A 21,643-nucleotide genomic window follows, 5' to 3' on the forward strand; every position below is an offset into this window, starting at 1 on the left:
CTACTGGCTCCCGTCGTAGTTGCCGTTGTACCCGGAGAGCGCTTCGCCGACCTGCGTGTCCATCCGCGACAGCCCCTCTTCGACGCCGAGTTGGTCGTTGATGATGCTGACGGATATCTCCTCGTTAATCGACCGTGTCTTGGGGAACACGCCCATCACCGCGCCGCGCGTCGCGGGCGTGTCCTCGGTGTCCTGTAGCTGGTCGAACGCCGTGCTGAAGTTGGGGTTGTTCTCGAACCACCCGTCGTCCGTGAGCCGGTCGATGGAGCTCTGTCGGACCGGGAAGTAGCCGCTGTTGCGGTGCCACCGCGCCTGCTGTTCGGTCTGGGTGACGTAGGCGATGAACTCACCAGCGGCCCGCTTCTTCTCGTCGGAGAGGGCGTCGGGCACCCACAGCGACCCCCCGCCGATGACGACGCCGGTGTTCGCGCCGTCGGGCGTCGGCAGGTAGCCGGAGCCGAGTTCGAAGCCGTTCTCCTTCGCGCCGGACTGCATCGAGACGATGTTGGACGTGGAGTCCCACAGCATCGGTACCTTCCCGGTGAGGAACGCCTGCCGCGCTTCGCCCCACGCCTCGATGCCGGGGTTGAGATAGAGACCGTCTTGGGCCATCTGCTTCCACCAAGAGTAGACGCGACGGCCCGCCTCGGAGTTGAAGAACGTCCGGTCGGGCCGACCGTCGCGGCCGTTCTCCTGATTCACGAGCACCTGGTCCTGCTTCGCGAACTGCTGTTCGATCTGCATCCACGTGTGGTTCGGCCAACTGATTCCGCTCTCCATGTCGGTCTGGTCGACGATTGTCTGTGCGGCCTGCCGGACCTCCGCGAGGCTCCGCGGCGGGCTCTCGGGGTCGAGGCCGGCCTCCTCGAACGCGCTTTTGTTGTAGAGCATGATGGTGTTCGAGGAGTTGAACGGCATCGAGTTCAGCGTCCCGTCGATGCGGTAGTAGTTCAAGACCGACGGCAGGAAGTCGTCGAAGTCGATTTCCTCTTCCGGCAGAATCTCCTCGACCGGCGTGAACGAGCCGCTGTCGAGCGCGAGTCGCGTTCCGACCTCGAATATCTGGACGATACCCGGCGGGTCTCCCGCCCGCGACGCCTGTAGCGACTGGTTGAGGTTCTGCCTGTAGCCGCCGTTGTTGACCGCCTCGATGGTGATTCCGTCGGCCTGCTGTGAGAACTCGGCGGCCATGTCTCCCAGCGTCTGGCCGAGTTCGCCGCCGAAGATGTGCCAAAACGAGACCGTCACGTCCTGCGCGCCGGACGCGCCGGCCGTCGTCCCGGACTGTTCGGTGCTCCCGCCCTCGGTTCCGGTCGGCGAGTCGCTCCCGCCGGAACAGCCCGCAAGTCCCGCGACGCCGACCGCCCCCGCCGTCGCGAGGAATCCGCGTCGACCGGTTGTGCGCCCGTTAGCTCGGTTCGTCGTTTCGGCTCGCTCGCCGTCAGGGCCATTTTCAGGCATGTACCGGGACGTATCCGAACATATAGTTTAAATTTTACTATTATAAGCAAGATAATTAGACATATGTTGTTCTATGGTGTGCCCTATACTGCTCTGATTGCTGTATAAAATACGGACGTCGTCGCGTCAAACCGAGCGCTCCACCGGCGGGTCATCTCGCTCCTGTCTCGGCACAGCCCCCTTGGGTGAGCGGCGCGTCCGCCGGCGATGGTCCGATTCGGCCGTACCGCTCAGTCGTCTCCGGACCCCCGGCGCTTGACCGCGTCCACGTCGAAGTCGTTGACCGCGCGGTTCGGTTCGAGCCCCGCCCGCTCGACCACTTCGATGTCCGCCGCCGGCGACTGGCCGTCGGTCGTCAGGTAATCGCCGGTGAGGACGCCGTCCGCGCCGGCTTCGAACGGCAGGTGTTGCTCGTCGGGCGCGAGGTTCGCCTCCCGGCCGCCGGTCAGCCGGACGCGCGCGTCGGGGTGGAGCAGTCGGTAGACTGCGACGGCCTTGACGAGTTCCGTCGTCGTGATGTCCGCGTGGTCGGCGTCGCCGAGCGGCGTCCCGGAGACGGGGTTGAGCACGTTCACCGGGAGCGATTCGACCCCGATTCTCTGGAGTTCGATAGCGGCGTCGACGCGGTCCGCCGGCGTCTCGCCCATCCCGAGGACGACGCCGGCACAGAGGTCCATCCCGGCGTCTTTGGCTCGTCGGAGCGTCACCAGTCGGTCCTCGAAGTCGTGGGTTCCGACCACCTCGTCGAAGTACCGCGGCGAGGTCTCGATGTTGTGGTTGTAGTGGTTCACGCCCTCGTCGGCGAGGATTCGCGCCTCCTCCTCGGTGAGCAGGCCGAGCGAGGCGTCGATTTCGACGCTCGTCTCGTCGCGGACGAGTCGAATCGCCGCCAGCACCTCCGCCCACTCGTCGGGCCGGCGCTCCTTCGAGACGCCCTTCTCGGCGACGACGATGCCGAATCGCTGTGCGCCGTCGCGCTCGGCACGGCGCGCGGCGTCCAACACCGCTTCCGGCCCGAGAAACCCGTGCGTCTCGACACCGGTGTCGAAGTGCGCCGACTGCGCGCAGAAGCCGCAGTCCTCGGCGCAATCGCCGGCCTTCGCGTTGACGATGGAACAGGCGTCCACGGTCCCGTCGGAGCGGACCGAGCGGACGTAGTCGGCCCCCGCCGCGAGGGGCTCGACCGGCTGCGCGATGAGCGCCACGCCGTCGGTCCGGTCGAGTTCCTCTCCGTCGAGCACTCGCCGCACCGCGTCGTCGACCGTCGGGTTCCCAGTCTCGTAAACCATACTTCACATCTCAGTTGACGAATTCAAAAACCCGTTGACCTACCGACAGCTTGTGCGGTCGCGTCCGTCGGCCTGTATCCCCCATGCTGACCGCTCCGAGAGGGAGTCTTCCCCCCAGACTCCACGACTCTATTCGGAGCGCTTCAACCGTTCGCGCCGCCGTTCGAACTCGTCGTCGGAGAGTTCGCCGCGCGCGTAGCGGGTTCGAAGGACCGACAGCGGCCGTTCGTCGGTCTCGCTGTCGGTCCCGCGTCCCCGCCGTCCGAAGGCGAAGACGAGGTACAGTGGAACCGCGAGCAGTAGCCCCATCCAGAGGAGTCCCCAGAGGCCCATCCCGCCGCCGAAGAGCCCCCAACTACCGCCCCTCATGCCACCGCCGCCCATCATGCCGCCGCCGTATCCGCCGCCCATTGCGGCGGCCGTGTCGGTCGCCGCGACCAGAAGCGGGACCGCGAGAACCGCGAGTCGGCGAGCGGTGCGTCCGATGTGTGTGGTGTGTCGTGCCATTGTCTCGAATCCGCGTGTTTCGGTGTTCTATCGGGGCGATTCAGCCGGGGAGGAGCGTCAGCAGTGGCCCGGTCCGTACGTTCCGCTGCCGTACATTCCGCTACCCGGGGTGTACGCGCCGCCGTACATCCCGCCACCCCATCCGTGCATCCTCCCGTCGTAGTCGCCGTCAGCCATGTCCTGTGCCATCTCGTCGACGGTCACGCCCATGTGCGACTCCATCCACTCGACGCTATCGGGACCCATGTGCTCTGTCATCTGCGACTCCATCCACGCCGCCCAGTCGGCGGCGGTTCCGTCGGCCGGGGGTGCGTCGTCTGCGGTCGGTCCGTCGCCGTGTGCGCTGACCGCGGGGGCGGCGAACGCGAGTCCGGCGATTGCGAGCGCCACGAACAGTAAGCGGCCGAGTTCGAAGTTGGTCATTGTGTTTCTCCTCGGTTGGTCGTAGGACCGCTTCGGAGTTATCTCGCTGGGTGTGAATCCCGGTCTGAGAGCGACCGAGAACGTTTATAGATGATTCTAATCATTTTTCAGAAACGAGACCGTTCGTCCGCACCGAATTCGTCGGTGTTGGGATTTTTTTCGCACTCGCAGTCCATCTCGTTTGGGCGACCCGCGGGCGAGGAGACGTCGCGGCAGTCGGCTACGGCGCTTGGTTCTGCTGTACCTCGTCACTCGGATAGATTCGATACGTCCGGCCCTGGCGCTCGCGGTACAGCAACCCGCGTTTTTCGAGGGCGCTCACCGTCTGGCTCACCTTGCTCTTCGAGAAGTCAGAGCGGTCCCGGAGTTCGATTTGCGTGATACCCGGGGAGGAAACGACCGGTTCGAGGACGCGACGCTCGTCCTCCGGCAGGAGGTCCAACACGCGAGTCCGCGGGTGTGACGCCGAGGTACTCGTCTCCTCCGATTGGCCGACTTCCGCCGGCGGTTCGGACCGTTCACGGTCGGTCGGGTTTGCCGTCCGGTTCTGGACGCGCTCGCTCGCGTCCGCATCGTTGAGCGCGTCTCGAACCGCGAGATATCCGCCGCCGATGACGGTCGCGGCGAGGACTGTCCCGAGGACGTACCACAGCGGGTTCGTCCCGTGAACGGCCCCCATCGACGTTCCCATATCCATCATCGACCCCATCTGCTCGAACGCCCGCTGTCGCTGGTACGCCTGCCAACTGAGCGCTCCGCCGATGAGAACGGTGCCAGCGACGAGTGCGCCGACGACCGCGTCGGCTCGTCGCCGATTCATCCGTCCCACCTCGGTTCGCCGTGGTGCTCGTTCATGCCCGACCGTTGGAGCGACAGCGGTGTACCAGTTGTGATTGTCGAGCCGACTTCCGCGTGCGTCTGGTCCGATTCCGGTCCGTGGTTCGGTTTTTTTTTTGTTTCTAAGAGTTTCCCCGTCTCTGAGCCTTCTGTTGAACCTTCCGACCGTGACAGGGAGAGCGTGACAGAAAGCGGGTGTCGTCAGCACGCCGTCGTGTTTCGTCTCACGGTCCCAATGGCGTCCCTCTCGTCAGATTCGACTACTGAGTGGCTATCGGAACGCCTGTGCTCGCCGGGATAGGTTCGTTGAGAGGCGGAATTATGTCTCTAGTCGCCTTTGAGGACGTATGACCGACGTTTCTTTAGACAACGTTGACCGGGGCATCCTGTTCGCCCTCCAGCGTGACGCCCGTAACGTCACGATCGCCGAAATCGCAGCGGAAGTCGACGTCTCGGCCAGCACCGTCAGGAACCGAATCGAGTCGCTGGAGGAGTCTGGAATCATCCAGGGCTACTTCCCGAAGATCGACTACGAGCGGGCGAACTACCCGCTTCACGTGATGTTCGTCTGCACCGCACCTGCGGAGGACCGAGAGGAACTCGCCCGAAGTGCCATCGAATCGCACGGCGTCGTGGACGTCCGGGAGATGCTGACGAGCATGCGGAACATCTACGTTGAGGTCGTGGCGACCGACACCCGCGACTTGACCGAGATTACGAACGAACTCTCCGCGCTCGGTTTTGAAATCGTCTCCTCGGAAATCATCACGAACCACCACGTCCGGCCGTGGGCCGAATTCGAGTTCGAAAACGGCGACGAGTGACATCACTCGCGACTTCCATCGTAGGTTCCTCGCCTCCTTGCTCACGAAACAGCGGGAGCTTCACGGACTCTCAGATTCGTGGTCGGTCACGGATGGCCGATCTGTTGGGATTTCCAAATGAGTGTGATTTTCGCAGAAAAACTCACCAGATTCATCGAATTAATCATCCAATTAGCTGTGGATTTTGCTAAAATATATTGGCATTGATGGTTATACTCCGTTGAACAGGCCCGGGCGTATGCCTGCCCTGTCTGCCGACCCATGTCCGAAAGCTCAAGCCCCGTGAACCCGGGAACAGAGGGAACCGACGCACCGCGGCTCGATACGTTGTTTATGCTGCTTAGTGATTCCCATCGACGCCGTCTCCTCACGGAACTCGCCGAGGATACCCCCCGCTCGGTCGAGACGTTGGTTGATACTGCTGCCCGAGAGAATCCACGGTCCCCGGAAATCGAACTCTACCACAACCACCTCCCGAAACTTCAGGAGGCGGGAGTCATCGAATGGGAGATGGATACGGGTACTATTCGGCGTGGACCGCAGTTTGACACCGTTGCGGCCATCGTTGGGGTCCTCCGTTCGAATCAGGACGCCCTCCCCGCTGACTGGCCCTGAACAGGCCCCTGATGTCTACCGGATATCACCACATCCGTAGACGGCGTGCGAGACACGCTTTCCTCGAACCCGGGGTGCAGTGACTGTATCTACTGTTAGTCGAATCCACCAACTCACCACCCCACGCGGTTGGCAACTGGAGTCGTAGGGTGTGTGAAATAAGCAGAAACACCCCGATCGAATTGCGATTATCCCCCCTTGGCCACTCAACGCCAGCCCGACACCGAGCTAAAAAATAATAATTCTGCACTCTATGGGGTGTTCAGTTGGGATTATCGCACCCTAATGGCACTATTGATAATGTTTATGCACTCTTGTGGTGTATCTTCTGATATGCCAACGGGATCTGAGCCACTTAGTATGGTCGTCGTCAAAGCCGTCGCAGATGCCGAACGTGTTGACCCGCTAGACCTTCCCTCACCGCTCGGCGACGCCGTGGACCCCGACGCACTGGATGTGCTCTTTCAGAACGGGTCTGGGCACCTCTCCTTCGACTACTGTGGAAATATGGTCACCGTCGATGCAGAGGGGTCGGTCGACGTCACCCCGCTGAATGAGGTCTGACGACGGTCTCTCTCGGGTCCAGTCTCGTCACCTAGCCGAACTGCGTCTCTGCACCTGTCGTCGTCGGGGGGATCTCGCAACCCTCCCGCACACTTCACACGTAGGGTACACGTTCATTAGCCGTCGCTGCGACTCTCGATTGCTATGTTCTCACATGACGCTGCTTCGCGCCTGGTCGCGACCCGGTCGCCGGCTCCCGCCTTCCTCGGAGGTCGCTGACGATGGCCACTCGGACAGACCCGTACCGACAGCTACGGTTCATCCTCGAAATCGAGGGACTCGTGACCGCCGGGTTCAGTCGCTGTGACCTCCCGTCGGCGACCTCGGCGGTCGTCGAGTACCGCGAGGGGGCGGACCCGCCGACGCCGCGGAAGCTCCCCGGTCTCAACGAGTACGGGCCGCTCGTGCTCGAAGTCGGCGTGACCGACCGCTCGCTCGAACTGTCCGAGTGGCGAACGCTCGTCGAACAGGGCAAGATGGACGAGGCCCGGCGCGACGCCGCGGTCGTGTTGCTGGACGCGACGGGCAACCCCGCCGCTCGCTGGGTCTTCCGCGAGGCGTGGCCCTCGAAGTACGACGCGCCCCGGTTGGACGCGATGGCCTCCGAAGTCGCCGTCGAGCGCGTCGTCGTCGTCCACGAGGGCTTCGCACGAATCGCGGTCGAAACCGGTTCCGACGAGGGCGACGAGAGTGAGAGCGACGGCGATGACTCCGAGAGCGACGGCGGTTCCTCCCCGTCGCTTCCGGACCTCGACTTCCCGGTCGGCGAGGGACTGCCGCAGGGCATCGACGAATCGCGGCTGAAGGTGACCCGCGCCGAAGACGAGGCGTCGGACGAGACGTGACCGCCGCCGAGTCTGAGCCCTACGGCGCGCACCGGTTTCGCGTCCGATGCGACGCGCTCCCGAAACTGGGGTTCTCCGAGGTCCGTGGGCTCTCGGTGGCGGTCGAGTCCGCGAACGGGGACGACCCAGGGTCCGAGTCGCAGTCGCCCGGTGCCGACGGACGCGGCCGCCGCGCGCGGAAGCGACCGGCCCCGCGACCGCGGCCTCCCTCACCGTCCCGCCGAGCGACGAGTTCGCCGCCGCTCGAACTCCGCCGCGGCGTCACCGACGACCGGTCGCTGTGGGCGTGGTTCCGCGCGTGGGTCGACGGCGAGGCGACCCCGCAGGACGTTCGAATCTGCCTCCTCGACGCGACCGGCGACCCGGTTCGGGGATGGGTCTGTCGGGCGGCGACGCCGGTCAGGTGGACCGGCCCGCATCTCGTCGCCGACGCGGCCACCGTGGCGACGGAGTCGCTCGAACTGACGCACGAGGGAATCGACGCCGTAACCGACCTCGACGACTGCGACGACTGAGGTCCCCCCGCGGGTGCGTCGCCTCGCGGGCTGGGGTCGTTCGGCTTCACACCCGTTTTTCGTCGTCGGTCTCCGACAGCGCCTCGTACTTGCCGCGGTAGTACAGCCACCCGAAGACGAGTAACGTCACGGGAAAGAACACGAGGGCGACGAGCACCGCCGGCGGAAACAGAACGAACAGCGCGAACGTCTGCCACGAAACGAGCGTGTCACGGGTCATGGCTGAAAATCATGTCCGGTTGTCATGTGCTTTCGGGCGCACCTCTGGTCGTGGACAAGCGGGTCTCGGTCGGTTTTCACCGTCCCCCGGCGACCGTGGCGGGTGCGGAATTTTCACCACCTTTTATTTGGTCTGAGGCGAAGTAGCGGTAGTGACTGATATCTCAGATTCTCTTCGGCTCCTTTTCGAGACTTCGGTCGAGCGAGACGGCGACCGATACGTGGTGTCGATTCCGAGCGAACTCGTCGAGAGCGGGTCGATTTCGACGGAGGAACTGTACCGCGTCGCACTGCTTTCGAGTTCGAACACCGCGTCGGCGGCCGACTCTTCGGTCGAACCGACGGCCGCGACGGCGACAGAGACTCCGGCGGCCGACCGCGACACCGGTTCGGACGACCGGGTCACGGTCGACTCGGCGTCCGCTCCCAGCGAAGCGCCCTCCCAGCCGCGACGGCCTCCGGTCGCGGAGGGCGACGTTCGGACCGTCATCATCGACACCCTCGGCGACCAGGGCGACGGCATCGCCAAGGTCGAACGCGGCTTCGTCATCATCGTCCCCGGCACCGACCCCGGCGACCGCGTCGAAGTCGAAGTCACCGACGTGAAACAGACCGTCGCGTTCGCCGAACCGGTCGACGGTTCGAGTATCAACTGAGCCCCAGCGGCCTCCTGCCCGGACGCCCTCTCGATTGGCATATTCCAACCGTGTCCCCATTAGGCTCGGAGCCGTAGCCGGCGGTACCACTCTATGTCCGAACGAACGGTTCGTCACGCCGCTTCTCCACGTGACGACACGCGAACCGAGTCCAGCCGAGCAGACCGCTCACCGTCCGAGTCACGCGGCGACGCCGACGCTGACGTCTCCCCGGTGGTGCAGGCACGGTCGGCGCGCCCGAACCGATGGCGTCCGACCATCCGACAGGGAATCGCGCTGTGGGCGCTCATCGCGGTCGGGTGGGCGGTCGTTCCCGCCGACCACCCGGTGCAGATTGCCGTCGCCGTCAGCGGCGTGTACGCCTCCCTTCTCCTGCCGACGGCGCTCTACCTCGACTTCCGAGCGCGGCGACCCGAATCGAGCGCCCGACGCGCCGTCCGCGAGGCCGCGGGTGAACTCGTCGACCGCGTCCGCGACGCTCGGCCGGGACGCGACGGTACGGCCCGCTCGACGTGCTCGTGCAACCGCTGACGGCTGTGAGACCGTCGCCGCGTCGCTCGCGGTCGGCCCGAACGTATCGACTGAAAACGAACTGAACCGAAGAGAGAATCCGATTTTCGCGCCCGAAACCCCGCTTAGGCGGTCGACCCGACAGCCCTCTCGCCCGACTTCTGGGTCGCTTCGAGGAGTTCGCGGTAGCGGTTTCTGATGGTCACTTCGCTGATGTCGGTCACGTCGCTGACCTCGGACTGCGTCAGTTCCTCGTCGGCGAGGAGCGCGCCGGCGTAGATGGCCGCCGCCGCGAGTCCCACCGGGCTTTTCCCGCTGTGGATGCCCTGCCGCTTCGCGTTGTCGAGGAGCGAGCGAGCGCGGCGCTCCACGTCGTCGGTCACGTCGAGTTCGGAGACGAACCGCGGGAGGTACTGCGCCGGGTCGGCCGGCTTCATGTCCAGTCCCAGTTCGCGGGAGACGTAGCGGTACGTTCGGGTGAGTTCCATCTTGTCGACGCGGGAGACGCGCCGCACCTCGTCGAGGGAGCGCGGAACGCCGGCCTGCCGGGCGGCGGCGTAGATTGCGGCCGTGGCGACGCCCTCGATGGAGCGACCGGGGAGCAGGTCCTCGTTGAGCGCGCGGCGGTAGATGACCGAGGCCGTCTCGCGGACGGTGTCCGGCAGGCCGAGCGCCGACCCCATTCGCTCGACTTCGCCGAGCGCCTGCTTGAGGTTGCGCTCCTTGGAGTCGCGGGTGCGGAACCGCTCGTTCCACGTCCGGAGTCGCTGCATCTTCTGGCGCTGGCCCGTCGACAGGGAGTTGCCGTAGGCGTCTTTGTTCTGCCAGCCGATGTTGGTCGACAGCCCCTTGTCGTGCATCATGTTCGTCGTCGGCGACCCGACGCGGGACTTGCTGTCGCGCTCGGCGGCGTCGAACGCGCGCCACTCGGGACCGCGGTCGATCTCGTCCTCGCGGAGAATCTCGCCCGTCTCGGGGTCGACCCACTCGCCGTGCTGCTCGTCGTAGACGAGGTCGGTCCGCTCCGCGACCGACGCCTCGGACGGTTCGGCCCCGTCCTCGTCGCGCTCGTCGCCGGACTGTCGGGCCTCGGGCTCCGCCGTCGGTGCCGACTCGTCTCGCATCGAACGCCAGTCGACGTGTTTCGTGTCCATTGAGTACCCGTGTATTCCGTATCGAGGGTAATGGGCCCTCGTTTGGAATATGCCAAACGCATCCGAATCCGAGCCGTGACCGGCGGACGACGGCCGCTCGGCTACGTAGTCATCACGTCCGTCATCCGCTTCTCGCGGCCGCGAGAGCACCGAATCACGAAAACAGGCTCAGCGCTCGACGTCGAAGCCCTCGTCGCGGAGCGCGGCTTCGAGTCGCTCGCCGTGTTCGCCCTGCAGTTCGATGCGTCCGTCGGTCACGGTCCCGCCGACCGCGAGCCGTCGCTTCAGGGTGGACGCGAGGGCGTCCAGTTCGTCGGTCGGGAGGTCGAGGCCGTCGACCACGGTCACGGGCTTGCCGTACCGTCGGGTATCGACGCGAATCGACGCGCGCTGGTCCGCTCGCGCGAGGTCGTCGCCGATTCCGAGGTCGTCCGGCAGGCCGGTGACGTCGCTGAAAGTGTCCTTTTCCACGTACTTGAGTACGCTTCCTCAGCGTATCAGGGTGCGGTTGGAATGTTCCAATCGGCTTCGGACGCGTCCTATCGCGCTCCCGGTCGAGATCCGCCGGTCAGGCGCTCGCTTCGAGCTTTTCGGGGTCGACGCGCTCTTCGACTTCGGTGCCGAGCGTATCGGTGACGAACTGTCGGGCCAGCCACGCCTCGGCGCGGGTCAGGCGGTACTGGAGCGTCGAGTTCGGGATGTCGAGTTCCTCAGAAATCTCTTTGACGGTGTGCTGTCGCGGCGTCTCGTAGTAGCCGAACTCGACGGCGGCTTCGAGCGCGGCCTGCTGTTCCGGCGGGAGGCCGTCGGCGGAGACGCCCTCTTCGAGCCAGCACTCGGGTTCGCTGATGCGCTGGACGCTCAGCGAGAGGCCGTCGCTGAGGCTGTCTTTGACCTCCTCGTAAATCTCGCTCACCGTGTCGTCGTCGGAGATGAGCAGTCGCCACTGGTTCTGTGCCCCCCGGCGTTCGGCCTGCATCAGGAGACCGTCGCCGATGTGCTTCGCGGCGACGTGCGGAATCGACTGAATCCCGTCGCCCTCCTCGCGGCAGGAGTAGACGATGCGCCCGTTTGGCGTCTCCGAGAGCACTTCGTAGTCCCACTCGACGACCGGCGCGCCGCACATCCCGAGGACGCCGTTGCATCGGGTGGCCTGCTCTATGACCTCGTCGAACGCTTCGAGCGCCTCCGTCGGCCCGGTGAGGCGGTCGAGCCGCCACATCGACTCGCTCGTGGCGTGTATCGCCATCGTCTTGGAGTGTAGGTCCGGGTTCTCGATGAAGAGGTCCATCACCTCGTCGACGCCCCGCTCGTACTCGACCGTGAAGACGAATTCGCGCATGGCTCTCACCTAGTCGCCCGAGCCCTATAGCCTTGGTTGGTATGTTCCAACCCCGGGGCGCGAATCGCGCGCTCCGGCTCGCGAGCCGCTCCGACCGCGACGCGTTTCGATCAGGACTCGTCGAACGGCGACCGGGCGTGTTCGGGGACGTTCTCCGGGCGGGCGATGAGGTTCTCCCGACCGAGGTTTATCTTGGCGACGGCGCCCTCCTCGGCCATCCGCGAGAGGACGCGGCTCACCTTCGACTTCGACCACCCCGTCCCCTCTACGACCTTCGACTGCCGGAGTTGGCCGCCGTTGTCGTCGAGGAGTTTGAGAATGCGCGTCTCGTCGTCGATGAGCTCCTCGGCGTCGGCGGTCGACCCCGCGCCGTCGCTTCCGGCAGTCGGGACCCCGCCGGACGACCCTCCGTTGCGTCGGTCGCCGACGCGGTCGGTCCCACGGGAGCGAACGCCGGACAGGCGGGCTCGCACGTCGCTTCCGCGGACCGCCGCGCCGACGGCGAGCAGGGCGACGGCCACGGCCCCGACCGCGAAGACGAACAGCCAGCCGTCGTCGCCGAGTTCGAGCGACCCGACGACCGACCCCGGCGCGGCGTTCGGGTCTGACCCCGATTCGACCTCCGTGCCGTCCCCGCGCCCGTCGCCGTCGGTGTCGCCGCGGTTCGGGTCGGTCCCGATGACGTTGACTTCGCGTCCGTCGTCGAGGCCGTCGCCGTCGGTGTCCGCCTCGGTGGGGTTCGTCTCGTATCGGTTGACTTCGGGGCCGTCGTCGAGGCCGTCGCCGTCGGTATCGGCGGCGGTGGGATTCGTCTCGTGGACGTTCACCTCGGGACCGTCGTCGAGGCCGTCGCCGTCGGTGTCCGCCTCGGTGGGGTTCGTCTCGTATCGGTTGACTTCGGGGCCGTCGTCGAGGCCGTCGCCGTCGGTGTCGGCGGTCGTCGGGTCCGTGCCGTAGGTCGTCACCTCCGCGCCGTCGTCGAGTCCGTCGCCGTCGGTGTCGGTCTCGGTCGGGTTGCTCCCCTGCTCGTTGATTTCGACGCCGTCGCTGAGTTCGTCGCCGTCGGTGTCCGTGCTCGTCGGGTCGGTCTCGTAGCGGTTCACCTCCTCGCCGTCGGGCACGCCGTCGGTGTCGGTGTCGGCGACGAGCACGTCCGTCCCCCGGTCGAGTTCGTCGCGGTTGCCGAGACCGTCGCCGTCGGCGTCGCCGGCCGGCGCGAGCACCGTGACGCCGTGACTCGCCTGCGCGACCGGCTCGCCGCCCCCGGCGGGTCTGACGAGGGTCGTCACGGTGCGCTCGCCGGTCGCGTTCATCGGCCACGTGGTCACGCCGAACTCGGCGCGCGCCTCGCCGCTCGTGTTCGTTTCCGCGCTCCCGAGCGGTTCGCACCCCAACGACATCGTCGAGCCGTCGTCGAGGTCTGTCTGCAGGCAGACCTCGTAGTCGCCGCTGTCCGTCGCGACGGCCACCGAAACCGTCGATGGCCGCCACGAGGCGATGTACGTTCGGCCGTTGTCCGTCGCGACGACGCCCGCGCCGGTGTGGTCCACCGACTGCACCTCGACGCCGTCCGCGGCGACGACGATCGGTGTGACGCCGGCCGCGACGACGAGTAACGCCGCGACGAGCACCCACCCGACCCCCGAGACGCGTGTGACTGGCATGTGTTCGTTCCTTATTTGTCGACTCTGCTAGTGCATAATGTTTTGTTTATCTGTTCGATACTCTTTTTTTCAACTATTTTGACAGTCAATGTGTTTAGAATATTCATGAATCATGATTTTCATCCACCGACGCGGCGTCCGCATCGACGGTCATCACTGTGGTTTTCGGGCGCGTCCGTCGTTTCTCGACAGGTCTCCACCACCGCCTGTCGCCGCTGGTGACCGACAACCGCTCTCGTCGTCGGGTCGCTCTCAGCGACGAGGTAATCGACGAACACCGTCTCCGTCGTCGGCGTTCGGCTCATCGCCAAACGTTCCGTTAATGCGACTGAAACGGCCGAAACAGACAGTCGAAACGGTTGCTCGGGGGAGAACGGTCGGGACGACTCTCTCCCATTATCTTCCGCCGAGCGATACTGCTGACTGCGATGCGCGAAACGCTCACTCGACGGCAGTTCGGTGTCGGAGTCGCCGCGGCAACCGTCGCACTCGCCGGCTGTACGGACACGGGCGGTGGTGGTGGTTCCGCGAACGGAACGAACGGCACCGACGCCGAACCCGCCGTCGGCGGAACCGAGACGACGGCAGAGACCGGCGGTGTTGAGACGACGACCGAAGACGAGACGACGATAGAGACGGAAGAGGAGACGACGACAGAAGAAGAGACGACGACGGAAGACGAGATGACGGAAGAGACGACCGAGGACGAGACGACGACCGAGGGCGAGACAACCGAGGACGAAACGACGACGGAAGACGAGACAACCGAGGAGACGACCACGGCGAACGAGACGACGACCGACGACTCGGCGTGACAGTCGCGGTCGACGACCCGCTGACGCACGCGCCGCGAGCGAGCACGGCACGCTCGACTGGTACACCCGACTGCCGGTGTTCGCGGCGGCGCGACGCTCCTCCAGCCCTCCACGGCACGCTCGCTTCCAGTCCCTTCGCGGGACGCCCGACTCCCCGCTGACGTTCCCTCCCCTATTCGGTCCCCCTGACGCACCCCTAATCGGCGAAGCCCTCCCAAACGTGCCCTCCGGCACGCCCTTTTCGCGCCCTCCAGCGCACCCGTCCCGCGCGCGGTCATCGGATTCGTCGCACCGCTCGCGCGTCGCACCGACGGCACGCACTCCGCGGAACATTTACCCGCCCGTTCGCTACTCGGGGTATGGACGCAGACGACAACCACCGCGGGTGGGCCGAGCGCTCCGGCGACTTCTCGCCGGAGTACTACGCCCAAATCGGCCCGAACGAGGTCAGCGAGACGCTCGCGACCGTGTTCGAGCACTACGCGGCGGAAGACGCGTCGGTTCTCGAACTCGGCTGTAGCTCCGGTCGCCACCTCGCGCACCTCCGCGACCGCGGCTACGAGGACCTCACCGGCATCGACATCAACGACGACTCCTTCGAGGTGATGGCCGAGTACTTCCCCGAACTCGTCGACACCGGCACCTTTCTCACCGGCGCTATCGAGGACCTGCTCCCCGACTTCCCCGACGACAAGTTCGACGTCATCTACTCGGTCGAGACGCTTCAGCACGTCCACCCCGACGACACGTGGGTGTTCGAGGAAATCGCCCGCGTCTCCTCGGACCTCGTGATAACCGCCGAGAACGAGGGCAACGGGCCGACCCGCGGGCGCTCCGGCTCCGAGGTGAGCTACGTCAACGACGACTTCCCGCTGTATCACCGCAACTGGAAGGACGAGTTCTCCGACCTCGGCCTCGCACAACTGCTCTGCGAACCGGGCAAGCGCGACACGGTTCGCGTCTTTCGGGTGCTCTGACGCCGGCGCGCTCGTAGACTCACAAACTGTTTCAATGAAGCCGGCGAACAGAGCGTGCTGACTATGTACACGATGTCCAGCGACGACTTCAGCGTTCACCTCCGCGACTGCGACGAAGCTGGTTCCGGGATTCCCATCACCAGTCTCCCGGACGAAGTCACCTCTCTGGACGACCTGCCGTGTTCCTGCTGGGACGAGTTCGACTCGTTCGACGAACTCGACTGACGGGTGGGACGCGAGGGCATCGTTCGGTAGCGGTTTCGGACGCCGGTGCGCTCAGCGCACGGCGCGGCTCGTTCTGACGCGGGGTTCCACGCCGACGGCTTCGAATTCGTGACTTACTGGTCCGGCGAGAGCGCCCAGAGCGTTCCCTCGCCCGTCTGTGCGAACGCCTGCGCCCCGGCCGCGCCGAGGAGGTAGCCATCCGCCGAGAGCGTCGTCTCGAACGGCTCGAAAAACGACGCGCCGCGGGACCACCGAATCCGGCCCGCGCGGGTCCCGACGACGAACGCCTCTTGGGTCGAGGCGGTCCGCTCCACCGGGCTGTCGAAGCGGACTTCGTACCGTTCCGAGCCGTCGCGAACCGCGAGTTCGTACAGCGTTCCGAAGGTGTCCGACGGTGACTCGTCGGTCCCCTCGGCGACCAGCACCGTCGAACCCCGCTCGTGGACGCCGACGACCTGCGCGCCGGCCCCGAACGAGGTGCGCCACCGGAGCGACCCGTCGCTCGCGTCGAGCATGGCGATGTCGCCGCCACCGCCGGCGTAAACGCCGCCACCGGCCGGAACCGGCCCCACGTCGGTCCAGTCCCACTCGTCCGGTCGCCACGCCCACCGGAGGCTCCCGTCCTCGGGGGCCATCGCGAAGACGCCCTCGTCGTCGCCGTAGTACACCGCCCGCTCGTCGGCGAACAGTTGGTCCTGCGGGGCGACGACGACGGTGAAGCCGACGCCGTCGACCGCCGACTGCTCCCAGCGAACCGCGCCGTCGTCGGTCGAAAGCGCCGCGAGCGTCCCGTTCGCCGTGTAGAGGGTCCCGCCCGCGATGGCCATCGAAGAGCCGATGTTCCCGACGGTCTGGGACCACCGCTGACTCCCGTCTGTGGCGTCGAACGCGTAGATTCGCCCGCGACCCGACCCGAGTCTCTCGCCCGCGTACACCGAGCCGTCAGCGGCGAGCAGGCCCGTCGCCCGGCCGAAATCGATGTCCCACAGGCGCTCGCCGCTCTCTCGGTCGAAGGCGACGACGCGCCCCGCGTCGATGTCGTCGCTCCGGTGGCCGATGACGGCGACGACCCCGTCGGTGACCGACGGCGGCGAGAGAACGCTCGGTTCCGGCACGGACGCGGACCAGTCCGTCCCGTCGGGCGACCGGAACCGCCGGAGCGACGAACAGCCGGCGAGGCCGCTCGCGAGGGCGGTGCCGGCGGCTGCGAGAAACGCGCGACGCGACGGGGAGTCGGAACCGGCGTCGGAACCGGTGTCGGAGTTCGCGGGAGAACCGGAGGGTGCGTGGGAGGGAGGGGACGAAGGCGAGGGCACACGTCGGCTTCTCACAGGTCGCCGATACGTGTTGTGGGTCGGTTGACGGGTCGGCGACGCGGATACTCTCGGAGACGCCCGCCCGTTACAGCCGGTCGAGGTCGAGCGGCTCCGCCGCCTCCCAGTAGCGCTCGAACAGCTCGTCGGCCCACGCGAGCACCTCGGGTTCGGTCACGTCGATAGACGCCTGAAGGATGCCGTTGTCGTCGCGGAGGAACAGGTGGACGGTCGAGTCGGCGATGGTCGCCGCCATCGGAATCGGCTCGTCGGTGATGCGGACGGCGGCCGCGTCGGCGTCGAGGAGGTCGCGGAGCTGTTCGCGAAGTTGGGAGTCGTGGGCGAGCGCGTCGATGGCGGCCGACGAGAAAACGCCCTCGAACCGCTGGTCGCCGGCCGCGGTCCGCTCCCTGACGATGTCGAGGTTCTGCTCGTTGAACGCGTACGAGAAGATGCGCACGTCCTCGGCCTCGCTCAGGAGGGTCACGGCGCGCTTGACCGGCGCGTTCGGCCGGACCTGACTCGGCGTGGTAATCGTCGCCTCGGTCAGGTGTTCGAGGTCGAACGTGATGGCGTCGGTCGGGAGCCACTCGACGACCGGCCGGAGCTTGGCGTCGGTGTCGAGGATGTCGACGAGGTCGTCGAACCCCCGAGAGACGAGTTCGCCCGTCACCGTCGCCCGGTACGCGCCGTCCTCGCGGACGAGCCACGACCGGGCTTCGAAATCGCTGAGAATCCGCCCCATCGTCGGCTGCGACGCGCCGGTTCGTTCGACCAGTTCGCGCCTGGAGTGCGGCCGCTCCGAGAGGTGTCTGAGCGCGTCGACGCGGTTCTGCGAGAGCGCGAGGAACTCTATCTCGTCTAATGCCGACTCCATGGGGCGGAGTTGTGTGCGCTCGATTAAACACCTTTCGCGTCTCGAAATGATTTCACACCATGAATCATGCTCGACCGCCGCCGCATTTTCTTGCCGTGAATTAATTTCTGAATCAAACTATACGTGGGGGAGTCGTACGACTATCCAAGATGCGTTCATTTCACTCTGCGTTCGGTCTCTCGGTCGGAGGTGCGGCGTGGTGACGGCGACGCGCCGGCGGTTCGTCCTGTTCGCCCTGACGGCGTTCTTCTTCGGCGGGACGTTCGTCGCCGCGAAGGCGGGCCTCGACTACCTGCCGCCGCTCCTGTTCGTCGCGCTCCGGTTCGACATCGCGGCGGTGTTGCTCGTGGGCTACGTCGTCGCCACCCGGCCGCGCGCCGAACTGCTCCCGCGGTCGGTCCGCGACGTGGTCGGCATCCTCGCCACCGGCGTGTTCGTCATCGGACTCGCCAACGCCCTCCTGTTCGTCGGACAGGAGCACGTCTCCAGCGGCGTCGGGTCGATTATCTTCAGCCTCAACCCGATTCTGACGCCCGTGTTCGCCATGGCGCTCCTCGCCGACGAACGACTCTCCACCCGCGGCGCGTTCGGGATGCTCATCGGCCTCCTCGGCGTCGGCCTCGTCGTCGGCGTCGACCCCGCGAACCTGCTCGGCGGCGAGGCGCTCTGGAAGGGCGTCGTCTTCCTCGGCGCGGTCAGTGGGGCGCTCGGAACCGTCCTCATCCGCTGGGCCGACACGTCGCTTTCGAGCCCCGTCCGCACGGCGTGGGCGCTCCCCGTCAGCGCGGCCCTCACCCACGGGCTGAGCGTCGCCTCCGGCGAATCGCTCGCCGCGGCCACGTGGTCGCCGACGGCGCTCGTCGCCCTCGTCTACGTCGGCGTCTTCGCCGGCGCGATAGCCTACCTCACCTACTTCGGCTTCCTCGACGACGTGGGGCCGATTCGCGGCAACCTCGTCTTCTACGCCGTGCCCATCGTCGCGACGCTCGGGGGGACCGTGCTCCTCGGCGAGTCGATTTCGACGCTCACCGTCGTCGGCTTCGCGACTATCTTCACCGGGTTCGCCGTCCTCGCGACTGAGTCGCTCCTCGCGGAAGTCGCGCGCGCCTACGGGAAAGTCGAGTCCCGCGCGGCCGGTCTCGTCGGGGCCGGCGCTCCGGGACGCGACTGAGTCGCTGACGGGTCGCGGGCCGGCCGCTCAGCGGAACGCGCGGTGAGAGGGTAGAAATGTAGGGGCGGACCATCGGGCGGCAGTCCGAGGGGGCAGGGTCGGAGTACCGGTGGCACGGGATGGGCCGCCTGCCTGCGATGTTATGTCACCAGTCCGCCGACCAGACAGTATCGAGCGGACACCCGAGAGTTGCCAGCCAGCTAAGTAGTCTTTTTGGCCCGATTCTCAAAAAACAGCGGACGGCGGCGTGGTCGTTCCGATTTTTCGCACTATCTATCGGAGAGCGCGACCGCGGCCAGCGCGGAAATCAGACAGAAGTGTCCGACGCCGACGAGGAACAACGTATTCGAGTCGGACGTGTCGACCGCGACGACCGCCGCGAACGCCGCGAGACCGAGGACGAACAGGACGACGCCGAGATACCGGTCGTACCGCGGGTCGTAGTCGACTTCGGCCAGACGCAGGAGCGGTCCCGGCTCGGGCGACTCGTCGCTCCGAGCGTCGCGGACTTTCCCGCGAAGGTGCAGAAGCACCATGCCGGTCGCGCCGGTCCAGACGGCCCCGCCCGCGAGGTCGACCTCCGGGCCGTCGAAGGCGACGACGAGTCCCACGACGAGCGACGCGACGGCTATCGCCCCAGAAACGGCGGTCTCGCTCAGCCTCGTCATTCGAAATCGAGCCGGAGATGGCTCGTTCCGTGCCGGTAGTTGTACGCCTCGACGACGACGCCGAGCGCCGAGAGGACGGCGAGGACGCCCCACAGGAGATTCGACAGCGCGCCGCTGGCGTAGCCGCCGGCGAACAGGAGCGTCGTGTACACCGCGGAGGCGAGCGGGAAGGCGGGATGCTCGCGGACGGCGTCGACCGCGGTTGAGGCTATGTAGACGAGGGTGAGCAGCCCCATGGCCGCGAGCGCCGGACTGACCGGCTCGTCGGTGAGAGACAATAGCCCGACGAGCACGACGGCGACGACCGCGAACACGGCCAGTCGCCATCGGCTGACGCCGGCGGGCAGAACGGTGGAGGGCATCGCCTTCCTATCGGTGTGCTGACTTTTTGAGTGTTGGGACTGCGCGGTCGTCCCGCTCTCAGGCCCGCCGCAGGCGGACGACGAAGACCGCGCCCCGGGGCTCGTTGTCCTCGACCCACACGTCGCCGCCGTAGCCGCTGACGATGGTGTCGACGAGGTAGAGGCCGAGGCCGGTCCCGGGGCTTTCGAGGCCCTTCTCGCCGCGGCCGAACGCCTCCTCTTTGCGGCCGTCGGGCACGCCCGGCCCGTTGTCGGCGATGCGGACGAGCGCCTCGTCGTCTCGCACCTCGACCGACACGTCGATTTCGGCCCGGTCGGCGTCGTTGTGCCGCACCGCGTTCGTGAGGAGGTTGCGGAAGACCGTCCCCAGCATGTCGTCGGCGACGACGGTCACGTCCGGCGACTCGTCGGGGAGCGAGACCGCCGCGTCGGCGGTTCCGTCGTGGACCGCGCTCGCTTCCGCCCAGAGCGGCCCGGCGAGCGTCGTCGGTCGGGTCGTCTCCTCGTCGTCGAGCATCGTCGCCATGAGGTTCCGGACGTTCACCGTGAGTTCGGTGGCGTGCTCGCCGTTCCTGATTATCGTGTCGAGGCGCTCGCGGACCACCTCGTCGTCGACCGACTCCTCGATAAGCCGGGCGTTGCCGAGGATGACGGCCACGTCGTTTCGGATGTCGTGGCGGACGATCTGGTTGAGGAGCGTGAGCTTCTCGTTCCGGGAGCGCATGGTCTGTTTTTGGCGGTGCAACTCGGTCACGTCGCGGAGGACGATGACCCATCCGACGGGCTGGTCACCCCGTTCGAGCCGCTGGGAGCGGACGCTGAAATACACCGCCTCGCCGTCCGTTCCCGCGGTTCTGACGCTGTCGTTTTTCTCCGTCGTCAGGTCGAGGTCCGGCGAGACCGCGGTGACCGGGTCGCCGACGGCCGCGCCGAAGCGCTCCAAGAGCGCCGCGCCGCGGGCGTTGACGTGGACGATTCGCTCGTCGGCGTCGAGGACGAACACGCCGTCGGGCGACTCCTCCATCGCGGTGGTGTAGGCGATGGGTGGCAGGTCGAGAAACCGGTAGCGAAAGAGCGCGACGCCGATGGCCGCCGAGGTGACCGCGGCCGAAGTCGGCACGAGGTTCACGCCGTCGCTACCGAACGGTGGGACTCCGAGCGAACTGCAGGCCGTGAAGACGAACGGGGCGACGAGGCCGACGCTCACCAACACCGCCTGCGGGATGTACGGCCGACCCAACCGAATCGCCTCGGAGAGGATGAGCGCGACGGCCAGCGCGCAGAGCACCGCGTTGTAGAGCAACTGCAACACCACGTGACCCAGACCGACGTCGACCCGCAGGACGACGAGGCCGTTCGTCTCGACGAGGCGCGTCGCCTCGATGGCGAGCCCGTCGGGGTTCGCGAATAGGAGCACCAGAAAGGCGACCGGCACGGTCATGACCGCCGCGACCAGTCCGGGCGTGATTCGGCTGACTCGGTCGGTGTGGAAGAGCGTAAAGAGGAACGCGAGCGCGCCGAGCGGCGCGACGCCGAAGTAGAGAAACCGGTAGAAAAGCAGCTTCAGCGCCGGGTCGGTCTGCAGGAGTTTGAGCGCCGCGAACCCGGTCCAGAGGACGAGTCCGACGTTCACGGCGAAGAACGCGACGAGCTCGGGCGACCGGCCGTGGACCCGCATGTACCGCAGGCTGTACGCTCCGAGCAGGACCGCGGTAACCATTGCAAAGAGGGTCGGAAGCGCGAAGACGGTGTACTGCCAGCCCATCGCTCACCGCACCCGACCGCTTTTCGCGTCCATCGGTGCGTGTTC

25 protein-coding genes are annotated in these 21,643 nt (G+C 66.4%); 10 read left to right on the forward strand and 15 right to left on the reverse strand.

The genetic code is table 11. The features are described from left to right. The 5 genes from FY251_RS13845 to FY251_RS13865 form a co-directional block, all read right to left on the reverse strand. Nucleotides 1-1,461 (reverse strand): ABC transporter substrate-binding protein, encoded by a 1,461-nt coding sequence (locus FY251_RS13845; protein WP_148415532.1) that lies wholly within the window; start codon nt 1,459-1,461, stop codon nt 1-3. 230 nt (nt 1,462-1,691) lie between these two features. Next, nucleotides 1,692-2,750, reverse strand: a complete 1,059-nt coding sequence (gene bioB, locus FY251_RS13850) for a biotin synthase BioB (protein ID WP_148415533.1) — start codon at nt 2,748-2,750, stop codon at nt 1,692-1,694. Nucleotides 2,751-2,879: 129 nt separating this feature from the next. Beyond that, nucleotides 2,880-3,257: an SHOCT domain-containing protein gene (locus tag FY251_RS13855; RefSeq protein WP_148415535.1), complete on the reverse strand. Its 378-nt coding sequence runs from the start codon at nt 3,255-3,257 to the stop codon at nt 2,880-2,882. A gap of 57 nt (nt 3,258-3,314) precedes the next feature. Beyond that, entirely contained in the window at nt 3,315-3,680 is a 366-nt protein-coding gene (locus FY251_RS13860) for a hypothetical protein (RefSeq protein WP_148415537.1), read from the reverse strand. A gap of 220 nt (nt 3,681-3,900) precedes the next feature. After that, entirely contained in the window at nt 3,901-4,500 is a 600-nt protein-coding gene (locus FY251_RS13865; protein WP_148415539.1) for a MarR family transcriptional regulator, read from the reverse strand. Between the two features lie 364 nt (nt 4,501-4,864). On the opposite strand from FY251_RS13865, the gene FY251_RS13870 reads away from it, so the two are divergent. From FY251_RS13870 to FY251_RS13885, 4 genes are all read left to right on the forward strand, one after another. Further along, nucleotides 4,865-5,341 carry an Lrp/AsnC family transcriptional regulator gene (locus FY251_RS13870; protein ID WP_148415541.1) on the forward strand — a complete coding sequence of 159 codons (477 nt, stop codon included), beginning with the start codon at nt 4,865-4,867 and terminating at the stop codon, nt 5,339-5,341. A 948-nt stretch (nt 5,342-6,289) separates the two neighbouring features. Continuing rightward, nucleotides 6,290-6,520, forward strand: a complete 231-nt coding sequence (locus FY251_RS13875; protein ID WP_148415543.1) for a HalOD1 output domain-containing protein — start codon at nt 6,290-6,292, stop codon at nt 6,518-6,520. Between the two features lie 221 nt (nt 6,521-6,741). Then, nucleotides 6,742-7,365, forward strand: a complete 624-nt coding sequence (locus tag FY251_RS13880) for a phage tail protein (RefSeq protein ID WP_148415545.1) — start codon at nt 6,742-6,744, stop codon at nt 7,363-7,365. Then, on the forward strand, nt 7,362-7,880 hold the full coding sequence (locus FY251_RS13885) for a phage tail protein (RefSeq protein ID WP_148415547.1): 519 nt from the start codon (nt 7,362-7,364) through the stop codon (nt 7,878-7,880). Before FY251_RS13880 ends, FY251_RS13885 begins: the two co-directional genes overlap by 4 nt. A gap of 46 nt (nt 7,881-7,926) precedes the next feature. On the opposite strand, the gene FY251_RS22600 is transcribed toward FY251_RS13885, so the two are convergent. Continuing rightward, nucleotides 7,927-8,100, reverse strand: a complete 174-nt coding sequence (locus FY251_RS22600; protein ID WP_187367416.1) for a hypothetical protein — start codon at nt 8,098-8,100, stop codon at nt 7,927-7,929. Nucleotides 8,101-8,251: 151 nt separating this feature from the next. On the opposite strand from FY251_RS22600, the gene FY251_RS13890 reads away from it, so the two are divergent. Then, a complete protein-coding gene (locus FY251_RS13890) occupies nt 8,252-8,755 on the forward strand; it encodes a TRAM domain-containing protein (protein WP_148415550.1) in 504 nt (167 codons plus the stop codon). Between the two features lie 213 nt (nt 8,756-8,968). Next, on the forward strand, nt 8,969-9,286 hold the full coding sequence (locus FY251_RS13895) for a hypothetical protein (protein ID WP_255516705.1): 318 nt from the start codon (nt 8,969-8,971) through the stop codon (nt 9,284-9,286). 104 nt (nt 9,287-9,390) lie between these two features. On the opposite strand, the gene FY251_RS13900 is transcribed toward FY251_RS13895, so the two are convergent. From FY251_RS13900 to FY251_RS13915, 4 genes are all read right to left on the reverse strand, one after another. Further along, nucleotides 9,391-10,419 (reverse strand): transcription initiation factor IIB family protein, encoded by a 1,029-nt coding sequence (locus tag FY251_RS13900; protein WP_148415554.1) that lies wholly within the window; start codon nt 10,417-10,419, stop codon nt 9,391-9,393. A 168-nt stretch (nt 10,420-10,587) separates the two neighbouring features. Beyond that, entirely contained in the window at nt 10,588-10,890 is a 303-nt protein-coding gene (yciH, locus tag FY251_RS13905; RefSeq protein ID WP_148415556.1) for a stress response translation initiation inhibitor YciH, read from the reverse strand. A gap of 97 nt (nt 10,891-10,987) precedes the next feature. Further along, nucleotides 10,988-11,761, reverse strand: a complete 774-nt coding sequence (locus FY251_RS13910; protein WP_089780413.1) for a helix-turn-helix domain-containing protein — start codon at nt 11,759-11,761, stop codon at nt 10,988-10,990. 110 nt (nt 11,762-11,871) lie between these two features. After that, a complete protein-coding gene (locus FY251_RS13915; protein ID WP_148415558.1) occupies nt 11,872-13,425 on the reverse strand; it encodes a helix-turn-helix domain-containing protein in 1,554 nt (517 codons plus the stop codon). Nucleotides 13,426-13,853: 428 nt separating this feature from the next. Between FY251_RS13915 and FY251_RS13920 the strand changes: the two genes are divergently transcribed. The 3 genes from FY251_RS13920 (at nt 13,854) to FY251_RS22605 (ending at nt 15,442) form a co-directional block, all read left to right on the forward strand. Beyond that, nucleotides 13,854-14,240 (forward strand): hypothetical protein, encoded by a 387-nt coding sequence (locus FY251_RS13920; protein ID WP_148415560.1) that lies wholly within the window; start codon nt 13,854-13,856, stop codon nt 14,238-14,240. 359 nt (nt 14,241-14,599) lie between these two features. Continuing rightward, nucleotides 14,600-15,217 (forward strand): class I SAM-dependent methyltransferase, encoded by a 618-nt coding sequence (locus tag FY251_RS13925; RefSeq protein WP_004971616.1) that lies wholly within the window; start codon nt 14,600-14,602, stop codon nt 15,215-15,217. A 63-nt stretch (nt 15,218-15,280) separates the two neighbouring features. Continuing rightward, nucleotides 15,281-15,442, forward strand: coding sequence for a hypothetical protein (locus FY251_RS22605; protein WP_167344150.1), 162 nt, complete (start codon nt 15,281-15,283; stop codon nt 15,440-15,442). 113 nt (nt 15,443-15,555) lie between these two features. Here FY251_RS22605 and FY251_RS13930 read toward each other — a convergent pair whose 3' ends face one another. Together FY251_RS13930 and FY251_RS13935 are read right to left on the reverse strand one after the other, a co-directional pair. Beyond that, on the reverse strand, nt 15,556-16,557 hold the full coding sequence (locus tag FY251_RS13930; RefSeq protein ID WP_148415596.1) for a PQQ-binding-like beta-propeller repeat protein: 1,002 nt from the start codon (nt 16,555-16,557) through the stop codon (nt 15,556-15,558). A gap of 286 nt (nt 16,558-16,843) precedes the next feature. Next, nucleotides 16,844-17,632, reverse strand: coding sequence for a winged helix-turn-helix domain-containing protein (locus FY251_RS13935; protein WP_148415562.1), 789 nt, complete (start codon nt 17,630-17,632; stop codon nt 16,844-16,846). Between the two features lie 199 nt (nt 17,633-17,831). Between FY251_RS13935 and FY251_RS13940 the strand changes: the two genes are divergently transcribed. Beyond that, nucleotides 17,832-18,803, forward strand: a complete 972-nt coding sequence (locus tag FY251_RS13940) for a DMT family transporter (protein ID WP_148415564.1) — start codon at nt 17,832-17,834, stop codon at nt 18,801-18,803. A gap of 269 nt (nt 18,804-19,072) precedes the next feature. On the opposite strand, the gene FY251_RS13945 is transcribed toward FY251_RS13940, so the two are convergent. From FY251_RS13945 to FY251_RS13955, 3 genes are read right to left on the reverse strand one after another with little or no spacing between them, the layout of a single operon-like run. Then, complete coding sequence (locus FY251_RS13945) at nt 19,073-19,471, reverse strand: hypothetical protein (RefSeq protein WP_148415566.1); 399 nt, start codon at nt 19,469-19,471, stop codon at nt 19,073-19,075. Next, nucleotides 19,468-19,833 carry a phosphatidate cytidylyltransferase gene (locus tag FY251_RS13950; RefSeq protein ID WP_187367417.1) on the reverse strand — a complete coding sequence of 122 codons (366 nt, stop codon included), beginning with the start codon at nt 19,831-19,833 and terminating at the stop codon, nt 19,468-19,470. Before FY251_RS13950 ends, FY251_RS13945 begins: the two co-directional genes overlap by 4 nt. Before the next feature lie 58 nt (nt 19,834-19,891). After that, nucleotides 19,892-21,598 (reverse strand): histidine kinase N-terminal 7TM domain-containing protein, encoded by a 1,707-nt coding sequence (locus tag FY251_RS13955; protein ID WP_148415568.1) that lies wholly within the window; start codon nt 21,596-21,598, stop codon nt 19,892-19,894. Nucleotides 21,599-21,643: the final 45 nt, after the last annotated feature.

Source organism: Haloferax sp. KTX1 (assembly GCF_902410085.1).
Classification (GTDB): Archaea; Halobacteriota; Halobacteria; order Halobacteriales; family Haloferacaceae; genus Haloferax; species Haloferax massiliensis.